The sequence below is a fragment of the Actinacidiphila sp. bgisy160 genome (assembly GCF_965342435.1).
GTDB lineage: Bacteria > Actinomycetota > Actinomycetes > Streptomycetales > Streptomycetaceae > Actinacidiphila.
Map to the genome: position 1 here is coordinate 20,554 of NZ_CBDRCM010000065.1, position 16,774 is coordinate 37,327.

Below are 16,774 nucleotides of genomic sequence, written 5' to 3' on the forward strand. Positions count from 1 at the left end.
CGTGTTCACCGGAATCGTCGAAGAGCTGGGCGACGTCGTCGCCGTCGAGGACCTGGGCGACGCCTCCCGCTTCCGTCTGCGCGGTCCGGTCGTCACCGAGGGCGCCAAGCACGGCGACTCGATCGCGGTCAACGGGGTGTGCCTCACCGTCGTCGACACCTCGGACGGCGAGTTCACCGCCGACGTGATGGCCGAGACCCTGGGGCGCTCCAGCCTCGGCGCGCTGGAGGCCGGCAGCCGGGTCAACCTGGAGCGCCCCATGGCGCTGGGCGGCCGCCTCGGCGGCCACCTCGTCCAGGGCCATGTGGACGGCACCGGCGCGGTGATCTCGCGGACCCCCGCGGAGCACTGGGAGATCGTGCGGATCTCGCTCCCGGCCGAGCTGTCCCGCTACGTCGTCGAGAAGGGCTCGATCACCGTCGACGGCATCAGCCTCACCGTCGTCGAGGCCGGCCCCGACTTCTTCTCCGTCAGCCTGATCCCGACCACCCTCGCCCTCACCACGCTCGGCTTCAAGCAGCCCGGCGACCCGGTGAACCTCGAGGTCGACGTCATCGCCAAGTACGTCGAGCGGCTGTACGGGGAGCGGGCAGGGGCGCCGAAGGGGGCTCAGGCGGAATGAGCGCCCTCGACACCCTGAACAGTGTCGCCTTCTCCGCCTTCGGTGAGCACTTCAAGTGGACCGACGTCGTGGGCAACGGCCTCGGCCTCGCCGGTCTCGCCCTGGGGTGGCGCCGCTCGGTGTGGGCCTGGCCGGTCCAGCTGCTGTCCGGCGTGGTGCTCGTCGCCGCCTACTGGTCGGCGCAGCTCACCGGCGGCGTCGGCAAGCAGCTGCTCGTCATCGGCGTCGCCGTGTGGGGCTGGTTCCAGTGGCGCCGCGGCGTCCGGGACGGCGGCGAGATCCGGGTCCGCTTCGCCACCTGGCGGGAGCGGGGCGCGCTGGCCGCCGGTACGGCGGCCGGACTGTTCGCGGTCGTCGGCCTCTTCACCCTTTACCCGTCGCTGTCCTGGAACCCGTGGCCGGACGCCTACATCTTCGTCGGCACCGTCGCCGCGATGGTGGCCATGGCCAGGGGCTGGGTCGAGTTCTGGTTCGCCTGGCTCGCCGTCGACGCGGTCGGCGTCCCCCTCGCCTGGAACAGCGACCTGAAGTTCTCCGCGCTCGTGTACGTCATCTACTTCGTTCTCGTGATCGCCGGCTTGTACGCCTGGTGGCAGCAGACCCGGGTCCCGCGGCACGGCGGGCCCGCCCTGGAAGGAGCGGCCGCATGACCACCGCACTGCACACCCTCTACGTGGCGGAGGACGCCCCGATCGTCCTCGACCCCGTCGAGCGTGCGATCGCCGACATAGCGGCCGGCCGGCCGGTCGTCGTCGTGGACGACGAGAACCGCGAGAACGAGGGCGATCTCATCATCGCGGCGGAGAAGGCCACCCCGGAGATCGTCGCCTTCATGATGACCGAGTGCCGTGGTCTGATCTGCGTGCCCATGGAGGAGCACGACCTGGACCGGCTCGACCTGCCGCAGATGGTGGACTCCAACACCGAGTCCATGCAGACCGCGTTCACCGTCTCCGTCGACGCGAGCGGCGTCCACGGAGTGACCACCGGCATCTCCGCCGCCGACCGCGCGACCACCATCCGCCTGCTGGCCTCCGGTGGTTCCACCTCCGGCGACTTCGTCCGGCCCGGCCACGTCTTCCCGCTGCGCGCCAAGTCCGGCGGCGTCCTCACCCGCAACGGCCACACCGAGGCGGGCGTCGACCTGGCCCGGCTCGCCGGGCTGCGCCCGGCCGCCGCCATCGTGGAGATCGCCAACGAGGACGGGACGATGGCCCGCCTCCCCGAACTGGTCCACTTCGCCCGCAAGCACGGACTGGCCATCATCTCCATCGAGGACCTGATCGCCTACCGCCGCAGCTCGGAGCCGACCGTGCGCCGGGAGGCCGAGACCCGGCTGCCCACTGCCTTCGGCGACTTCCGCGCGTACGGCTACCGCAGCACCGTCGACGGCGTCGAGCACATCGCGCTCGCGGCCGGCGAGATCGGCGACGGCGAGGACGTCCTCGTCCGCGTCCACTCCGAGTGCCTCACCGGCGACGTCTTCCACTCGCTGCGCTGCGACTGCGGACCGCAGTTGCAGGCCTCACTCGAAAAGGTGGCGGCCGAGGGCCGGGGCGTCGTGGTCTACCTCCGCGGCCACGAGGGCCGGGGCATCGGCCTGATGTCCAAGCTGCGGGCGTACGAGCTCCAGGAGCGCGGCCGCGACACGCTCGACGCGAACCTGGAGCTCGGACTGCCCGCCGACGCCCGCGACTACGGCGCCGCCGCCCAGATGCTCGACGACCTCGGCGTGCGCTCCCTGCGCCTGATGACCAACAACCCCGACAAGACGGACGCCCTGGAGCGGCACGGTCTGAAGGTCGTCGAGCGCGTCGCCATGCCGATCGCGGCCGGCGAGCACAACCTGCGGTACCTGCGCACCAAGCGGGACCGCATGGGCCACGACCTGCCCTGGCTCGACCCGGCCCCCACCGGCACCTGCGGCAACCAGTAGGCCCCCGAACCGGTACCACCGGCGGAACGACCCCGTACAGCCAGAACGACCAGAGCAAGAACCAGTAAGAACGAGCAAGGAGAAGACGGACGTGAGCGGTAAGGGCGCCCCCGAGCTGACCGTGAAGAACTGCGGTGACCTGCGCGTGGCCGTGATCGCGGCACAGTGGCACGAGCAGGTGATGGACGGGCTGGTCGACGGCGCCCTGCGCGCCCTGAGCGACCTGGGCATCGACGAGCCCACCCTGCTGCGCGTGCCGGGCAGCTTCGAACTGCCGGTCGCCGCCAAGGTGCTGGCGAGCCGGGGCTACGACGCGGTCGTCGCCCTCGGCGTCGTCATCCGCGGCGGCACGCCGCACTTCGAGTACGTCTGCCAGGGCGTCACCCAGGGCCTGACCCAGGTCTCGATCGACACCGGCGTGCCGGTCGGCTTCGGCGTGCTCACCTGTGACACCGAGGAGCAGGCCCTGGACCGTGCCGGTCTGCCCGGCTCGAACGAGGACAAGGGGCACGAGGCCGTCACCGCCGCGATCGCCACCGCCACCGTCCTGCGTTCAGTATCCGAGCCGTGGCGATGAGGTAGGGGCACTTCCGCGTAGGGTGGGGACCACCATGGCCAAGAAGACATTCGAGGAGCTCTTCGCCGAGCTCCAGCGCAAGGCCGCCACCGGCGACCCCAGCACCTCCCGTACGGCCGAACTGGTCGGCAAGGGAGTGCACGCGATCGGCAAGAAGGTGGTCGAGGAGGCCGCCGAGGTGTGGATGGCAGCCGAGTACGAAGGCGCCGACCGCACCGCGGAGGAGATCTCCCAGCTGCTGTACCACCTGCAGGTGATGATGGTCGCCCGAGGCATCGCCCTTGACGACGTATACGCTCATCTCTGAGCGGATCATCGCAGGTCAGACCCGCCCTACGCGCTGTTGCCCGTACATCCGAGCCGAAAAGGAAAGCACCCATGCTGCGCATCGCCGTCCCCAACAAGGGTTCACTGTCCGGACCTGCGTCGGCGATGCTGCATGAGGCCGGCTACCGCCAGCGCAAGGACTCCAAGGAACTCGTGCTCGTCGACGGCGAGAACGACGTCGAGTTCTTCTACCTGCGCCCGCGCGACATCGCCATCTACGTCGGCTCGGGCCGCCTCGACATCGGCATCACCGGCCGCGACCTGCTGCTGGACTCCGCTGCCAACGCCGAGGAGATCCTGCAGCTCGGCTTCGCCCGCTCCACCTTCCGCTACGCCACCACCCCCGGCGGCGTGACGGACGTGAAGGAGTTCGGCGGCAGGACCGTCGCGACCTCCTACCCGGAGATCGTCAGGAAGCACCTCGCCGACAACGCGGTGGACGCCTCCGTGGTCCGTCTCGACGGCGCCGTCGAGACCTCCATCCACCTCGGTGTGGCGGAGGTCATCGCCGACGTCGTCGAGACGGGCACCTCGCTGCGCAACGCCGGCCTGGAGGTCATCGGGGAGCCGATCCTCGAATCCGAGGCGGTCGTCGTCCGCCGGGTCGGCGCCGGCGGCGAGGACACCGCGGCCGACGCGAAGGTCCGGCAGTTCCTGCGCCGCCTCCAGGGCGTCCTGGTGGCGCGCCGCTACGTGATGATGGACTACGACATCCGCGTCGAGCACGTCGAGCGCGCCATCGCCCTCACGCCCGGCCTGGAGTCGCCGACCGTCTCCCCGCTGCACCACGAGGGCTGGGTCGCCGTCCGCGCCATGGTCCCCAGCCGCGAGGCCCAGCGGATCATGGACGAGCTGTACGACCTCGGCGCGCGGGCCATCCTCACCACCGGGATCCACGCGTGCCGCCTGTGACCTCGCCCACCCCCTCCGCCATGCCGGTGAACCTCCCCGAGCTGCCCGTCACCTTCCGGCCGGCCCGCACCCGCGCGGTGCTGCTGGGCCTGGGTGCCGGGCTGCTCGTGGCCTTCGTCGTGATCGCCGTCCTGCTCCCCGCGGACGGCGCGCGGCCCTGGCACACCTCGGACCGGATCTGGATCGTGCTCACCGGGCTGCTGGTCGCCGGGGTGCTCGTGCTGCTCAGCCGCCCCAAGGTGGCCGCCGACCGCGAGGGAGTGACCGTCGTCAACCTGACGACCCGGCGCCGGCTGGAATGGGCGCAGGTCCTCCGGGTGAACCTGCGCGCCGGAGACCCGTGGGTCCACCTCGACCTGGCGGACGGCACCAGCCTGGCCGCCATGGGCATCCAGCCCGGGATCGGACGCGCCCGCGCGTTGCGCGACGCGCGCGCCCTGCGGGCCCTCGCGGAGGCGTACGGTACCGGCAAGCCGACGGCGCACTAGACCTGCCGCCACGGCCCGACTCTTCATTACTCTGGAACCTTCGCAACGACCCGAGGAGTGACACCCAATCCACGATGGACGGATCGTCCGGTAGTACCTGCGCCGCCTCTCCCCCTCGACATACGGGAGCGGCGGCATGAGCGCTTCATTGCTGCTGCTCGCGGCAGCCTTCCTCCTGATCCTGGCGAACGGCTTCTTCGTCGCCGCCGAGTTCGGCCTGGTGACCGTGGAGCGGCCGGCCGCCGAGCGTGCCGCCGCCGAGGGTGACCGCAGGGCCCGCGGCGTCGTGGAGGCGCTGCGCAAGCTGTCCTTCCAGCTCTCGGGCACCCAGCTGGGCATCACGATCACCTCGCTGGTCGTGGGCATGCTGGCCGAGCCGGCCCTCGCCGACCTGTTCGCCGGACCGATCACCTCGATGGGCGTACCCGAGGGCGCGGCGCCCGCCGTGGCGGTCGTGACCGGGATGATCCTCGCCTCGGCCGTCCAGATGGTCATCGGCGAGCTCGTGCCCAAGAACTGGGCGGTGTCCCGTCCGCTGCAGGTGGCCCGCTTCGTGGCCGGACCGCAGCGGGCCTTCTCCGCGGTGTTCCGCCCGGTCATCGAGGCCCTCAACGCCGCCGCGAACCGCCTGGTGCGGGCGCTGGGCGTGGAGCCCGCCGAGGAGCTGGCCTCCGCGCGCACCCCCACCGAGCTGGTCTCGCTGGCCCGCCACTCCGCCCGTGCCGGGGCCATCGAGCAGGACACCGCGGACCTCTTCGTCCGCACCATATCCCTCGGTGACCTCACCGCGGAGAACGTGATGACCCCGCGCGTGCGCGTCAGCGCCCTGCAGGACACCGCCACCGCCGCCGACGTCCTCAACCTGACCCGGGCCACCGGGCTGTCCCGCTTCCCGGTCTACCGGGAGCGGCTGGACGACATCGTCGGCATGGCGAGCCTGAAGGACGCGCTCGCCGTCCCGGCGCACCTTCGTGACCGTACGCCGGTCGGCCGGGTCACGGTGGCCCCGCTGCTCGTCCCCGAGACGCTGCCGGTGCAGCCGCTCCTGGAGCGACTGCGCCGCGAGCAGCCGATCGCCGTGGTCGTCGACGAGTACGGCGGCACCGCCGGTGTCGTCACCCTGGAGGACATCGTCGAGGAACTCGTCGGCGAGGTGCGCGACGAGCACGACAGCGTCGACCTGCCCGAGCTGGCGGCCGCCCCTGCGGAGAACGGCAATCCCGTCTGGGACGCCGACGGCGGCTGCCGGATCGACCTGCTGGAGCGCATAGGGCTGGAGGCCCCCGAGGGCCCGTACGAGACGGTGGCCGGCCTCGTCGCCGACCTCCTCGAACGCATTCCCGAGCCCGGGGACACCGCGGTGCTGCCCGGGTGGGAGCTGCGGGTGCGCGAGGTCGCGCACCACCGTGCCGAAAGGGTTCGCCTGGTTCGCGTCGGGTTCGAGGAACATGAGGACGGGCAGGAGGGCGAGCGATGAGCTTCCTGCAACTGTTCTTCGCCGGCCTGCTGGTGCTGGGCAACGGCTTCTTCGTCGGCGCCGAGTTCGCGCTGGTCTCCGTACGGCGCAGCCAGATCGAGCCGCTCGCCGGCGCGCAGCGGCGGGCCCGTACGGTCCTGCACGGGCTGGAGAACCTGCCGCAGATGATGGCGGCGGCCCAGTTCGGCATCACGGTCTGCTCCCTGACGCTGGGCGCGGTCGCCGAACCGACCGTCGCCCACCTGCTGGAGCCGCTCTTCGAGGCGATCCACCTGCCCGAGGGGCTGATCCACCCGCTCGGCTACGTCATCGCGCTCGCCGTCGTGGTCTTCCTCCACCTCGTCATCGGTGAGATGGTCCCCAAGAACCTGGCGATGGCGGCGCCCGAGAAGACCGCGCTGTGGCTCAGCCCCGGCCTGGTCGGCTTCGCCCGGCTGTTCCGGCCGGTCATCGCGGTGCTCGGCTGGTGCGCCAAGCTCGTGCTGCGGCTGTTCCGGGTCGAGCCCAAGGACGAGATCGACGCGGTCTTCACCAGCGAGGAGCTGACCGTGCTCGTCGAGGACGCCCGGCAGGCCGGACTCCTGGACCCCGACGCCCAGGAGCGCCTGGAGGACGCGCTGGAACTGGGCACCCGCCCGGTCACGGACGTCCTGCTGTCCCCGGAGGAGCTGGTGACGGTCGACGCGTCCGTCACCCCCGCCGAGGTCGAGGAGCTGACCGTGCGCACCGGCTACTCGCGCTTCCCGGTGGCCGGACCGGATGGTGCCTACCTCGGCTACCTCCATGTGAAGGACGTCCTCGACCTGGAGGACACCGGCCGGCCCGTCCCGGCGCGACTGTGGCGGCCGATGGCCACCCTCCGCGCGGAGCTGCCGCTGGACGACGCGCTCACCCAGATGCGGCGGGCCGCTTCCCACCTGGCGGCGGTCGCGGACTCCGGCGGGCGCGTACTGGGGCTGGTCGCCCTGGAGGACGTGCTGGAGATGCTGGTCGGCGAGGTCCGCGACCCGGCCCACCGGGAGGTCCCGGAGCCCGTCGCGGCCGGTGACACCACGGCCGCCCCGGAGCCCGGCGAGGTCGCCCGGCCGTCGCGTGTGATGGCCGGCTGACGGAACCCATGTGAGCGGGGCCCGGGCCGCATACGCGCATACGGCCCGGGCCCCGCTCACGTCGCTCACTCCGGCGGCTCGGGCGGCGGCAGCCCGGGGCCGCGGCCCGACAGCACCTCGCCGTAGGCCTGCATCAGGTCGGGCAGCCGCAGTGTCGACAGGTCGTCCCGGGAGGGCGCTCCCGCGTAGCCGGACAGCCGCAGGTCGCGGTAGGCACAGCTCTTCTCGTACAGGGTGCGCAGGAAGCGGCCGTTGCCCAGCTCGTCGATCCAGCCCTGCTCGACGACGTGGCCGCTGATGGCGAGCAGTTCCTCCAGGGCCTCGCCGTCCCAGCGGTCCCCGTTGTCGGCGGCGAGGACCTCGCCGATGCTGGTCAGCTCGTGCGGCCGGTAGCTGGGGAAGTCGACCCGGGTGGTGAAGCGGGAACCGAGGCCGGGGTTGGCCGCCAGCAGGCGGTCCATGCCCTCGGGGTAGCCGGCGAGGATGACGACCAGGCGGTCGCGGTTGTCCTCCGCGCGCTTCAGCAGGACCTGCAGCGCCTCGTCGCCGTAGGCGTCGCCCTTGCTGTAGCCGGAGTTGGACAGCGCGTACGCCTCGTCGACGAAGAGCACCCCGCCGAGCGCGGAGTCGATCAGTTCGTTGGCCTTGACGGCCGTCTGCCCCAGGAACTCGCCGACGAGGTCGGCGCGTTGGGCCTCGACCAGGTGGTCGCCGCCCAGCAGACCGAGGGCGTAGAAGACCCGGCCGAGGATGCGCGCCACCGTGGTCTTGCCGGTGCCGGAAGGGCCCGAGAAGACGAAGTGCCGTTTGGGTGGCTGCACCGGCAGGCCCTGTCCCGCGCGCAGCCGGGCCATCCGCAACTGCGCGGACAGCGCGCGCACCTGGCGCTTGACGGGCTCCAGGCCCACCATGCGGTCGAGTTCGGCCAGAGCCTGGGAGAGCAGCACCGGGTCCGGGGCCGTCACCGGGACCTGCGGCGGGACGGGGGAGACCGGCAGGATCGCCTTCTCCCGGATGTCGTCGTCGATCGGGCCGACCGCGCCCAGCGGGTCGTCCAGGACCGAACCCGCCCCGAGGCCGCCCGGCATCGCCGCCGCCCCGGCCCGCGCGTCGAGCGGATCGGGGTCGGGCGGCAGCGCGTCGGACCCGGTCTGGCCGTAGCCCTGCAGGGTGACCGGGGCCAGGTCGGCCGGCCCGTCGGTGAGGCCGTCGGACTCGTCGATCGCGGCGAGCCGTGCGGCGGTGTCCATGAACGCCGGGTCCACGCGGTGCACCGCCTGGTACAGCGGGAGCGCGGCGGCGGTGCGGCCGGTGCCCTCGTAGGCGCGGGCGAGCCAGTAACGGAGTTCCTTGCGCTGCGGCTGTTCGCTGCGGCAGCGCATCAGCGCCGTCGCCAGCAGTGGCTCGGCCTGCCCGTACAGCTCCAGCCGGACCCGGGCCATGCCGCCGAACAGACCCGCCTCGATGCCCAGGACCTGGTCGCCGAGGAGCGGTTCGGTGTGGCGGACCAACTGGTCCCAGTCCTTGACCAGATAGGCCCGGCAGGCGTGCAGGAAACGCACGTGCGGATCGGTGTCGATCGGCGGGCACTCGGCCAGGGCCCGGTCCAGCTCCGCGATGTGGCGGCCGTCGAGCCAGTGGGAGGCGTGCGCGAGCAGCAGGTCGCGACGGGTCTCCAGCACCGGCTGCACCCACCACCCCAGCCAGTACCAGGAGTTCATGGAGCGGCGGTGCGCGCTGCGCTGCTCGCCGAAGCGGTCGCGGTGCCGGTACATCTGCAGCAGCGCGGTGGAGGTGTCCGCCCGCAGCGCGTGCAGTCCGAGCCAGGCGTCCGCCATGCCGGGATCGAGGCGGACCGCGACGCGGAACTCCTCCTCGGCCTGCGTATAGGCGCCCATGGTGTAGGCCTCGACGGCCCGCATCCAGGCGAGATCGGCGGGGGCGCCAGAATGCTCTGTGCCGAAGTCCATCAGGTCCCCACCAGCCGTTCCCCCGGTGCCGCCCGCCGTCCGCCGCTCCAACCAGGTTACGTGAACCGGTAGTTGGTGCCAGGTGAGCGCCACCTTCCCGGGGCGGCGCACCCGTTGGCATGGTACCCGTGCGGGCCTGGTGGGCCGTAGAGCGACGCGGACGGTGACGTTGGGTGAGTGATTGGCTGCCGTACGGGGCCGGGTCACCCGCTGCGGGCAGAACGAAGCCCCCGGTCACGGGGGAACAACCGGGGGCTTCGCGCCTGAGGTGCGGTCGACGATGACCGCGCGTTCAGAACGTAAGTCCTGTACGGCCCCCGGGTCAAGCCGCCCACAGGCACCGCTCCGGCGGCCGTCGGACGGGTGCGGCGCCCCGGCTGCAAGCGGTCACGTTCAGTGACGGAGGGTGTCGGCCGGGGTGCTGTCCATGGGCTGTTCCCGCACCTCGTAACCGTCCGGACGCTGCCGGACCAGGAGATCCGCGAAGGGCCGGGAGGGGTCGGCGAGGAAGTGCGCGTCCTGCGCCCGCATCCAGCCGGCCCAGAATCCGGCCAGGGCGGGGCCGTCCCGCCTCTCGCCGCGCTCGCGTGCCGTCTCCCGGGACACCTCGAGCCAGAGCAGGCTCGCCAGCCACGGACGCAGCTCGCGGCGGCCCGCCCCCACACCCTCCAGCAGGACCACGGGCGCCGGCGGCACCTCCAGGGTGGTCGCGAACCGCCGGTCCACCCAGTCGTACTTCGCGGGCCGGGCGGTGCGACCGCGGCGCAGCGGCTCCAGCACCTGCTCGCGCAGCCGCCCGGTCCACTCGAACAGCTCCTCGTGCGTGGCCAGGTCGTCGAGGTGGACGACGGGAGCGCCGTCCAGCGCGGAGGCCAGCGCGGCGGCGAACGTCGTCTTGCCGGATCCGGCGTGGCCGTCCACGGCGACGAGCCGCACGGGCCCGCAGGACGGCGGAAGGGCGCGCAACCGGGCGGCGAGCACGCCGAGCGCGCCGGGGGTGGTGTGGTGATCCATCGGGGCCAGCCTACGACCTGCGCCGACGCGAGCGACTGCGGCAGGTGCCAGGGGCGTCTACGGTAAGAGTCGTGACCGACTCTGCCGCATCCCTGTACCCCCCGGAGCGACTCGAACTCGCCCGCAAGTCCGCCGCCGACGCGGGACTCGACGCGCTGCTCGTCTCTCCGGGCCCCGATCTGCGCTACCTCACCGGATACCACGCCCATCTCACCGAGCGCCTGGTGTGCCTGGCGCTGCCGGTGCTCGGCGACCCCTTCCTCGTCGTGCCCCACCTGGAGAAGCCCGGCGCCGAGGCATCCCCGCTCGGCGCGCTCGGCGTCGACATCGTCGGCTGGGGCGAGACCGAGGACCCGTACGCCCTGGTCGCCGGCCGGCTGCCGCGGGGGGCCGTGCGGGTGGCCGTCGACAACCACATGTGGGCCGAGAAGGTGCTCGCCTTCCGTGCGGCCCTCCCCGGCGCCGAGCAGAGCCTGGCCGGCGATGTGCTGCGCGAACTGCGGATGCGCAAGTCGCCCGCGGAGACCGAGGCGCTGCGCCGGGCCGCGGGCGCCATCGACCGGGTGCACCGTCGCATCGGTGAGTGGCTCAGGGCCGGGCGTACCGAGCGCGAGGTCGCCCGGGACGTGGCCGACGCCGTCATCGCAGCGGGCCACACCACCGTCGACTTCGTCATCGTCGCCTCGGGCCCGAACGGCGCCAGCCCCCACCACGAGGTCTCGGACCGGGTGATCCGCGCCGGCGACCCGGTCGTGGTCGACATCGGCGGCACCACGCAGGAGGGCTACTGCTCCGACTCCACCCGCACCTACGCGGTCGGTGAACCGGCCGCCGAGTTCCGCGAGATGTACGAGGTGCTGCGGCGTGCGCAGCACGCCCAGACCGATGCGGTCCGCCCCGGGATCACCGCGGAGGAACTGGACGCGGTCGGGCGCGACATCATCGCCGAGGCCGGCTACGGAGAGCACTTCATCCACCGCACCGGGCACGGCATCGGGCTGGAGACGCACGAGGAGCCGTACATCGTCGCGGGCAGTTCCCGGCCGCTGGAGCCGGGCATGGCCTTCTCCGTCGAGCCCGGGATCTACCTCCCGGACCGCTTCGGCGCCCGTATCGAGGACATCGCCGTCTGCACGCCCGAGGGCGGGGAGCGGCTCAACCAGACCTCCCGGGACCTGGTCGTCCTGTCTGTTTAGTCCGTTGTGTTGACGCCCCGTACGGCAGGGGGTATTCCGTACACGCGACGCTGTGCGTGGTGCGTTCGCCGCGCGCGGCGCACACGTCGCGTCAAGGGCCCAGCAGGCAGCGGCAGTCGGAGGGCCGGGCATGTTCGACGACGAGCATGACTTCGGGGTGCGGCAGTGGACGGCCGGCGGCACGACCGTGGTGGAACTGACGGGGGAGCTCGACCTGTCCGCCGGCGTGCGGGCGGTCGCGCGTCTGGACGCGGTCACCGCCGGGCCGGGGCCCGACGTCGTCGTGGACCTGCGCGGGGTGAGCTTCATCGACTGCAGCGGTCTGTCGGTGCTCATCCGGGCGCGCAAGCGGACCCTGGACCGCGGCGGCCGGTTCGGGATCGTCACCGACAGCCCCTGCGTGCTGCGGCTGTTGCGGCTCACCCGGACGATCCGGGTCTTCACCGTTCACGACGACCTGGCCTCCGCGCTGGCCGCGCCGGTCGCCCCGGATCCCCCCGCGGCGGACGGCGCCATAGCGTGAGCTCACCGGGGCAGCGGCGCCAGCACGATCCAGACCTGGCCGCGGGCGAAGTTCACCGGCTGCCCGTCGGGGGTGGTGAAGTGTGTGCCCCCGGCCGCGTCGGGTCGTGACCAGCGGGCGTCGTACGCCTTGCCGTCGCGCAGCACCACCGCGCGCCCGGCGCCCACGGTCTCGCTGTACGGGGAGGTGTTCCCCCACCGGTCGTGGAAGTCGGAGGGGCGGACCGTGACGTACTGGACGACCACCGTCGGCGCGCCGAGCCTGCCGCCGGCGGTCGTGGTGGCCGGGTCGCCGTCGAACGAGACCAGCCAGCTGCCGCGGTCGGCCGACCAGTGCAGGCCCACCGAGCCATTGGGGTAGCGGACGGTGCGGTCGCGCTCGGGAGTGCCGCCGGGCGGTGCGGCACCAAAACGGAAGCCTATGTCCCGTGCGGTGGAGGCGTCAGGTGCAGCCGCGAGCAGCCGTTCCGGGGCGGCGTACAGGTTGTGCGGGGCGGGGCGCGAGCCGTCGCGCCCGTAGGCGCCGGGGGCGTGGGCGGGGGAGACGTCGTGCACCGGCGCCGCCGCGACCAGCGGCAGCAGCCCGGTCTGCGCCCCGGAGAAGGCGAGGGCCGGGCGGCCGAACTGGCGCAGCAGTTCCAGGTCCGACTCGCGTGCGCTGCGCACCGGTGCGACCCGGTCGGGCAGTTGGGAGGAGAAGACGGCGAGCAGTCGGGTGAGCCCGGACTCCACCTGCTCCACGTAGACCAGGTCGGCCCGGTCCAGTCCGGTGTGCGGGCGGGCGGCCCCCACGTTGTCGATCTTCACCGCGAGCACGGGGCCTTCGGCGCGTTCGGGCAGTCCGGTGAAGGGCGACCGCGCGACCGTGGTGGTATCGGGGGCCGAACCCGTGGCGGGGGGCGGCCCGCCGGGCGTCCGCTCGGGGCCGCCGCAGCCACGGCTGACCAGGAACACGGTGAACACCGCCAGCACGACCAGGATTGCCGCTCGCGCGGGACGTCTGGGTGCTCGGGCCACGACGGCCACCCCCCGTGCTGCATGGATATGCTGCCTACGGAAAAGTCATTTGCCGAATCGCTGCGCGTATTCCTAGTATCCGCCACATGGAGCCGGTACCCCAGGCGGCGGACGCGACCGCCTTCCTCGCAGCGGACGAGGTGATCGACCACGACCACCCGCTGGTCCGGGCGACCGCCGCCCGGCTGCGGGCGGAGGCTCCCGATCCGCATGACTATGCCGAAGCGGCCTACACCTTCGTCCGCGACGCCATCCCGCACTCCGCCGACTACGGGGACCCACGCGTCACCTGGCGCGCCTCGGACGTCCTGGAACAGCGCACCGGCATCTGCCACGCCAAGGCCCACGCCCTGACCGCGCTGCTGCGCGCCGAGGGCATCCCCGCGGGGCTGTGCTACCAGACACTCACCGACGACGGCGCAGACCCCGTCCTCCACGGGCTCGTCGCCCTCAAACTGCCCGGGCACGACCGCTGGGCCCGGCAGGACCCGCGCGGCAACAAGCCCGGTGTCGACGCCCGTTTCTCCCTCCGGGAGGAACGACTGGCCTGGGTGCCCCGCCCCGGACTCGGCGAACGCGACTGCCCCGGTCTGTACGCCACCCCGCCGCCCGCCGTCCTCACCGCCCTGCGGCAGGCAGTCGACCGGACGCACCTGTGGTGGCTGCTGCCCACCGACCTACCGGACCCATGAGCCGATGACCTCGCGGCGCGGCACGATCCTGGTGCGGACAGCCGGCGAGGAACCGGCCGCCCACCCACGGAGCATGTGGTCCGGCGCGGCTCGTGGTCACTCCGCCGCGGCGGCGCGCTCCCGGGCGGCGACGTCCTCCGGGGTGGGGGCGGTGCCGCCCAGGTGCGCGGGCAGCCACCAGTGGTCGTTCGGGCCCGAGGGGCGCCCGGTGTACGCGCGCTGCGCGTCCTCCAGCAGCTCCTGAACGCGCAGCCGCAGCCGCCGGGTCAGCGCGCCCGGCTTCTCGTCCGCGTGCGGCGTCATCTGCTCGCCCACCCGGATGGTGATGGGGAAGCCGTTGCGGCCCAGCTGGCGCGGCTGGCCCTTGGTCCACAGTCGCTGGGTGCCCCACAGCGCGACCGGCAGCAACGGTACGCCGGCCTCCATCGCCAGGCGCGCGGCACCGGACTTGAAGGACTTGAGAGTGAAGGACTGCGAGATGGTCGCCTCGGGGAAGACCCCGATGATCTCGCCCGAGCGCAGAGCCGTCAGCGCGTGCTTGTACGCGTGCATGCCCTCCGAACGGTCCACCGGGATGTGCTTCATGGCCCGCATCAGCGGACCCGACACCTTGTGCCGGAAAACCGACTCCTTCGCCATGAAACGCACCAGCCGCTTCGCCGGGAGCGCCGCCAGCCCCGCGAACACGAAGTCCAGGTAGCCGATGTGATTGCTGACGAGCAACGCGCCGCCCTTGCGCGGGACGTGCTCGGTGCCGGAGATGTCGAAGCGCAGCCCCTGCATCTTGAACATGGTGCGGGCGAAGCCGATGACGGGTGGGTAGACGAGTTCGGCCATGGCTGGGGCCCCTTCTTCGTAGGGGGTGGCCCCCGGCGGAAGTTACGCGGCCGTAGGTTTCCGGCCGCCGGCTGATCGTGCACCGTAAACGGGTGCCATGTCATCCCGCGTGCCCGTCGTGCGGCGAGATTCTCGTCACGTCACCCGGTCGTACGACGCAGCAGGAGGTACATCTCGCATCCGAGGCAGTATCCGAACGCCGCGTTGAGGAAGGCCGCCGCGAGCGCGCAGGATGTCGCCGCCAGGCCCAGCCAGTCGAGCCCCGTGGCGTAGCCGGCGAGCCCGACGACCGCGAACCCCAGCCCCACCGCCTGCGCGAAGCGCGGCGGCGCCGGGTCCTCGGTCTCGGTGGGCGGCCCCAGCCGGGGCCGTACCGCCACCCGGTACAGCAGGCCGTACGGTGAGTTCCGCACACCGGCGGCGGCGCCCACCGCGAACACCAGCGCCTGGACGGCCAGCAGCCAGGCGCTGCCGGTGACGAGAACGGCGGCCAGGACGACACTGGTCAGGCTTGCGCCGAAGCGCGGTCCGCGGGCATCGATGACGTGAGGGCTCATGGGGGCCATGATTCCGGAACGGGCACCGTCCGGACCCCCGGGAATCATGGCGGTCCTGTGAACGCTGCACCGGCAGGGAGGACGGAATTGACGGGACTGATGGTGTGTGTCGCCGTACTCGCGGCGGCGGGGATCTTCGGCATCCTCCACAAGCGCAGGGACGGAAGGTTGCGAGTGCGGGACAAGGACGTGGAGCAGCAGCTGACGGCGGGTGAGATCGGCGCGGAACTCGGCGAGCGGGCCACGCTCCTCCAGTTCTCCACCGCCTTCTGCGCGCCCTGCCGGGCCACCCGGCGCACCCTCGGCGAGGTGGCCGGCATGGTCGACGGGGTGCGGCACGTGGAGATCGACGCCGAGGCCCACCTCGACCTCGTGCGCAGGCTCGGCATCGTCAGGACGCCCACCGTCCTCGTCCTGGACGCCCGCGGCACCGTGGTGCGGCGGGCGTCGGGCGCGCCGCGCAAGGCCGACGTCATCGTGGCGCTCGGCGCGGCGGTGTGAGCGACCGGCGGTGTTGTGACCCCGTCCCACATGCCGGGGCGCCCTTGACGCGGCGCCGGTCTGATCGTCAGCCTGACGTTATGTCGCGAGACCTCCTTCTGTACTCCCGCTTCGACGTCGACCTCGGTCGGCACGCGAGCGCCCGCTGTCACGGCCGTTGAGTGCCCAGGCCCCCGCACCCCTCCGGCCCGACAGCGCGACGAAGGACAACTCCATGACCACCTCTCCCGGCCTCGGCACGCCGGCAACGTCCTGTCTGGGCGCCGTGCCCACCTCGCTCCCCGCAACCGCGCCGGTCCCCCTGCCCCCGCCGTGCGCCGTGACCGACTCGTTCGACTCGACCTCCTTCCGCGCCGTCTTCCGCCGGCACGCCGCCGGGGTCGCGGTCGTCACCGCGGCCGGCACCCGCCCCGCGGGGTTCACGGCCACCTCCCTCACCTCCGTCTCCGCCGAGCCGCCCCTGCTGTCCTTCGGGATCAGCACCGCCGGCTCCGCCTGGCGCACCATCGCGGACGCCACCCATGTGGGCGTCCACATCCTCGGCGAGCACCAGGAGGAGGTCGCCGCCACCTTCGCCCGCAGCGGCGCCGACCGCTTCGCGCCGCCCACCGCGTGGGGACCCGGCCCGTATGGAGTACCGCTCTTGGAGGATGTCCAGGCGTGGCTGGTCGCGCGCGTGGTGGCCCGCATACCCGCCGGTGACCACCGCATCGTCGTCGCCCAGGCCGTGGCGGGCGCCCCCGAGGGCGAAGCGGCCCGCCCGCTGCTCTACCACCACGGGCGCTACAACGCGCTGCGCCACTGAACTCCCGCACCGGGCCCCGGGTCGGCAAGGTCACACTCCGCGCCTCTTGCCGACCGGGCGGCCGAGGACTGTACTGACGAGTAATATTTCTGCCGGAGCGCCGTGCGTCCCGGCGGGGAGCCGCCGTCGATGGCGCCTATGCTGCCTTCACAAGGGCAGTTGACGTACCCGTGCAGCAGTAGGAGAGCAGCGTGAGCTTGAGGATCGTTGTCGCA

The 16,774-nt window shown here is 72.5% G+C and carries 19 protein-coding genes; 14 read left to right on the forward strand and 5 right to left on the reverse strand.

Features of this window, described 5'->3' with window-relative positions; genetic code table 11:
- Position 1: 1 nt before the first annotated feature.
- The 9 genes from ACRWNP_RS32495 to ACRWNP_RS32535 all read left to right on the forward strand — a co-directional run bounded on the left by ACRWNP_RS32495 (position 2) and on the right by ACRWNP_RS32535 (position 7,448).
- Positions 2–622: a riboflavin synthase gene (locus tag ACRWNP_RS32495; RefSeq protein ID WP_431967784.1), complete on the forward strand. Its 621-nt coding sequence runs from the start codon at positions 2–4 to the stop codon at positions 620–622.
- Complete coding sequence (locus ACRWNP_RS32500; RefSeq protein WP_431967786.1) at positions 619–1,272, forward strand: nicotinamide mononucleotide transporter family protein; 654 nt, start codon at positions 619–621, stop codon at positions 1,270–1,272. The genes ACRWNP_RS32495 and ACRWNP_RS32500 overlap by 4 nt, the downstream gene beginning before the upstream one ends.
- A complete protein-coding gene (locus ACRWNP_RS32505; RefSeq protein ID WP_431967788.1) occupies positions 1,269–2,558 on the forward strand; it encodes a bifunctional 3,4-dihydroxy-2-butanone-4-phosphate synthase/GTP cyclohydrolase II in 1,290 nt (429 codons plus the stop codon). The genes ACRWNP_RS32500 and ACRWNP_RS32505 overlap by 4 nt, the downstream gene beginning before the upstream one ends.
- Positions 2,559–2,649: 91 nt before the next feature.
- The gene (gene ribH, locus ACRWNP_RS32510) at positions 2,650–3,135 is read left to right on the forward strand and encodes a 6,7-dimethyl-8-ribityllumazine synthase (protein WP_431967790.1); all 486 of its coding nucleotides are present in this window, start codon (positions 2,650–2,652) and stop codon (positions 3,133–3,135) included.
- Positions 3,136–3,169: 34 nt separating this feature from the next.
- Entirely contained in the window at positions 3,170–3,442 is a 273-nt protein-coding gene (locus tag ACRWNP_RS32515; protein ID WP_431967792.1) for a phosphoribosyl-ATP diphosphatase, read from the forward strand.
- A 71-nt stretch (positions 3,443–3,513) separates the two neighbouring features.
- On the forward strand, positions 3,514–4,374 hold the full coding sequence (hisG, locus tag ACRWNP_RS32520) for an ATP phosphoribosyltransferase (protein WP_431967794.1): 861 nt from the start codon (positions 3,514–3,516) through the stop codon (positions 4,372–4,374).
- A 20-nt stretch (positions 4,375–4,394) separates the two neighbouring features.
- Positions 4,395–4,862, forward strand: a complete 468-nt coding sequence (locus ACRWNP_RS32525) for a PH domain-containing protein (protein WP_431967822.1) — start codon at positions 4,395–4,397, stop codon at positions 4,860–4,862.
- 136 nt (positions 4,863–4,998) lie between these two features.
- Positions 4,999–6,339: a hemolysin family protein gene (locus tag ACRWNP_RS32530; RefSeq protein ID WP_431967796.1), complete on the forward strand. Its 1,341-nt coding sequence runs from the start codon at positions 4,999–5,001 to the stop codon at positions 6,337–6,339.
- A complete protein-coding gene (locus ACRWNP_RS32535) occupies positions 6,336–7,448 on the forward strand; it encodes a hemolysin family protein (RefSeq protein ID WP_431967798.1) in 1,113 nt (370 codons plus the stop codon). Before ACRWNP_RS32530 ends, ACRWNP_RS32535 begins: the two co-directional genes overlap by 4 nt.
- 65 nt (positions 7,449–7,513) lie before the next feature.
- On the opposite strand, the gene ACRWNP_RS32540 is transcribed toward ACRWNP_RS32535, so the two are convergent.
- Both ACRWNP_RS32540 and ACRWNP_RS32545 read right to left on the reverse strand, forming a co-directional pair.
- Positions 7,514–9,418 (reverse strand): AAA family ATPase, encoded by a 1,905-nt coding sequence (locus ACRWNP_RS32540; RefSeq protein WP_431967800.1) that lies wholly within the window; start codon positions 9,416–9,418, stop codon positions 7,514–7,516.
- 393 nt (positions 9,419–9,811) lie between these two features.
- Positions 9,812–10,432, reverse strand: coding sequence for a uridine kinase family protein (locus ACRWNP_RS32545; RefSeq protein ID WP_431967802.1), 621 nt, complete (start codon positions 10,430–10,432; stop codon positions 9,812–9,814).
- A gap of 71 nt (positions 10,433–10,503) precedes the next feature.
- Between ACRWNP_RS32545 and ACRWNP_RS32550 the strand changes: the two genes are divergently transcribed.
- Positions 10,504–11,628, forward strand: coding sequence for a M24 family metallopeptidase (locus ACRWNP_RS32550; protein WP_431967804.1), 1,125 nt, complete (start codon positions 10,504–10,506; stop codon positions 11,626–11,628).
- 130 nt (positions 11,629–11,758) lie between these two features.
- Positions 11,759–12,151 (forward strand): STAS domain-containing protein, encoded by a 393-nt coding sequence (locus ACRWNP_RS32555; RefSeq protein WP_431967806.1) that lies wholly within the window; start codon positions 11,759–11,761, stop codon positions 12,149–12,151.
- A 2-nt stretch (positions 12,152–12,153) separates the two neighbouring features.
- On the opposite strand, the gene ACRWNP_RS32560 is transcribed toward ACRWNP_RS32555, so the two are convergent.
- Complete coding sequence (locus tag ACRWNP_RS32560) at positions 12,154–13,167, reverse strand: DUF3048 domain-containing protein (RefSeq protein WP_431967808.1); 1,014 nt, start codon at positions 13,165–13,167, stop codon at positions 12,154–12,156.
- A gap of 86 nt (positions 13,168–13,253) precedes the next feature.
- Here ACRWNP_RS32560 and ACRWNP_RS32565 point away from each other — a divergent pair, with 86 nt between their 5' ends.
- Positions 13,254–13,859 carry a transglutaminase-like domain-containing protein gene (locus ACRWNP_RS32565; protein WP_431967810.1) on the forward strand — a complete coding sequence of 202 codons (606 nt, stop codon included), beginning with the start codon at positions 13,254–13,256 and terminating at the stop codon, positions 13,857–13,859.
- A 96-nt stretch (positions 13,860–13,955) separates the two neighbouring features.
- On the opposite strand, the gene ACRWNP_RS32570 is transcribed toward ACRWNP_RS32565, so the two are convergent.
- Positions 13,956–14,696, reverse strand: a complete 741-nt coding sequence (locus ACRWNP_RS32570; RefSeq protein ID WP_431967812.1) for a lysophospholipid acyltransferase family protein — start codon at positions 14,694–14,696, stop codon at positions 13,956–13,958.
- Between the two features lie 140 nt (positions 14,697–14,836).
- Positions 14,837–15,253, reverse strand: coding sequence for a DUF4395 domain-containing protein (locus ACRWNP_RS32575; protein WP_431967814.1), 417 nt, complete (start codon positions 15,251–15,253; stop codon positions 14,837–14,839).
- Positions 15,254–15,340: 87 nt separating this feature from the next.
- Here ACRWNP_RS32575 and ACRWNP_RS32580 point away from each other — a divergent pair, with 87 nt between their 5' ends.
- Positions 15,341–15,754: a TlpA family protein disulfide reductase gene (locus ACRWNP_RS32580; RefSeq protein WP_431967816.1), complete on the forward strand. Its 414-nt coding sequence runs from the start codon at positions 15,341–15,343 to the stop codon at positions 15,752–15,754.
- 214 nt (positions 15,755–15,968) lie between these two features.
- Positions 15,969–16,559 (forward strand): flavin reductase family protein, encoded by a 591-nt coding sequence (locus tag ACRWNP_RS32585; protein WP_431967818.1) that lies wholly within the window; start codon positions 15,969–15,971, stop codon positions 16,557–16,559.
- Positions 16,560–16,774: the final 215 nt, after the last annotated feature.

Excerpts from the sequence above, each read along its gene's own strand:
- ACRWNP_RS32585 (WP_431967818.1), top strand. The coding sequence starts at position 15,969 with ATGACCACCTCTCCCGGCCTCGGCACGCCGGCAACGTCCTGTCTGGGC.
- ACRWNP_RS32565 (WP_431967810.1), top strand. The coding sequence starts at position 13,254 with ATGGAGCCGGTACCCCAGGCGGCGGACGCGACCGCCTTCCTCGCAGCG.
- ACRWNP_RS32530 (WP_431967796.1), top strand. The coding sequence starts at position 4,999 with ATGAGCGCTTCATTGCTGCTGCTCGCGGCAGCCTTCCTCCTGATCCTG.
- hisG (WP_431967794.1), top strand. The coding sequence starts at position 3,514 with ATGCTGCGCATCGCCGTCCCCAACAAGGGTTCACTGTCCGGACCTGCG.
- ACRWNP_RS32545 (WP_431967802.1), bottom strand. The coding sequence starts at position 10,432 with ATGGATCACCACACCACCCCCGGCGCGCTCGGCGTGCTCGCCGCCCGG.
- ACRWNP_RS32525 (WP_431967822.1), top strand. The coding sequence starts at position 4,395 with ATGCCGGTGAACCTCCCCGAGCTGCCCGTCACCTTCCGGCCGGCCCGC.
- ACRWNP_RS32575 (WP_431967814.1), bottom strand. The coding sequence starts at position 15,253 with ATGAGCCCTCACGTCATCGATGCCCGCGGACCGCGCTTCGGCGCAAGC.
- ACRWNP_RS32505 (WP_431967788.1), top strand. The coding sequence starts at position 1,269 with ATGACCACCGCACTGCACACCCTCTACGTGGCGGAGGACGCCCCGATC.
- ACRWNP_RS32500 (WP_431967786.1), top strand. The coding sequence starts at position 619 with ATGAGCGCCCTCGACACCCTGAACAGTGTCGCCTTCTCCGCCTTCGGT.
- ACRWNP_RS32535 (WP_431967798.1), top strand. The coding sequence starts at position 6,336 with ATGAGCTTCCTGCAACTGTTCTTCGCCGGCCTGCTGGTGCTGGGCAAC.
- ACRWNP_RS32555 (WP_431967806.1), top strand. The coding sequence starts at position 11,759 with ATGTTCGACGACGAGCATGACTTCGGGGTGCGGCAGTGGACGGCCGGC.
- ACRWNP_RS32540 (WP_431967800.1), bottom strand. The coding sequence starts at position 9,418 with ATGGACTTCGGCACAGAGCATTCTGGCGCCCCCGCCGATCTCGCCTGG.
- ACRWNP_RS32515 (WP_431967792.1), top strand. The coding sequence starts at position 3,170 with ATGGCCAAGAAGACATTCGAGGAGCTCTTCGCCGAGCTCCAGCGCAAG.
- ACRWNP_RS32570 (WP_431967812.1), bottom strand. The coding sequence starts at position 14,696 with ATGGCCGAACTCGTCTACCCACCCGTCATCGGCTTCGCCCGCACCATG.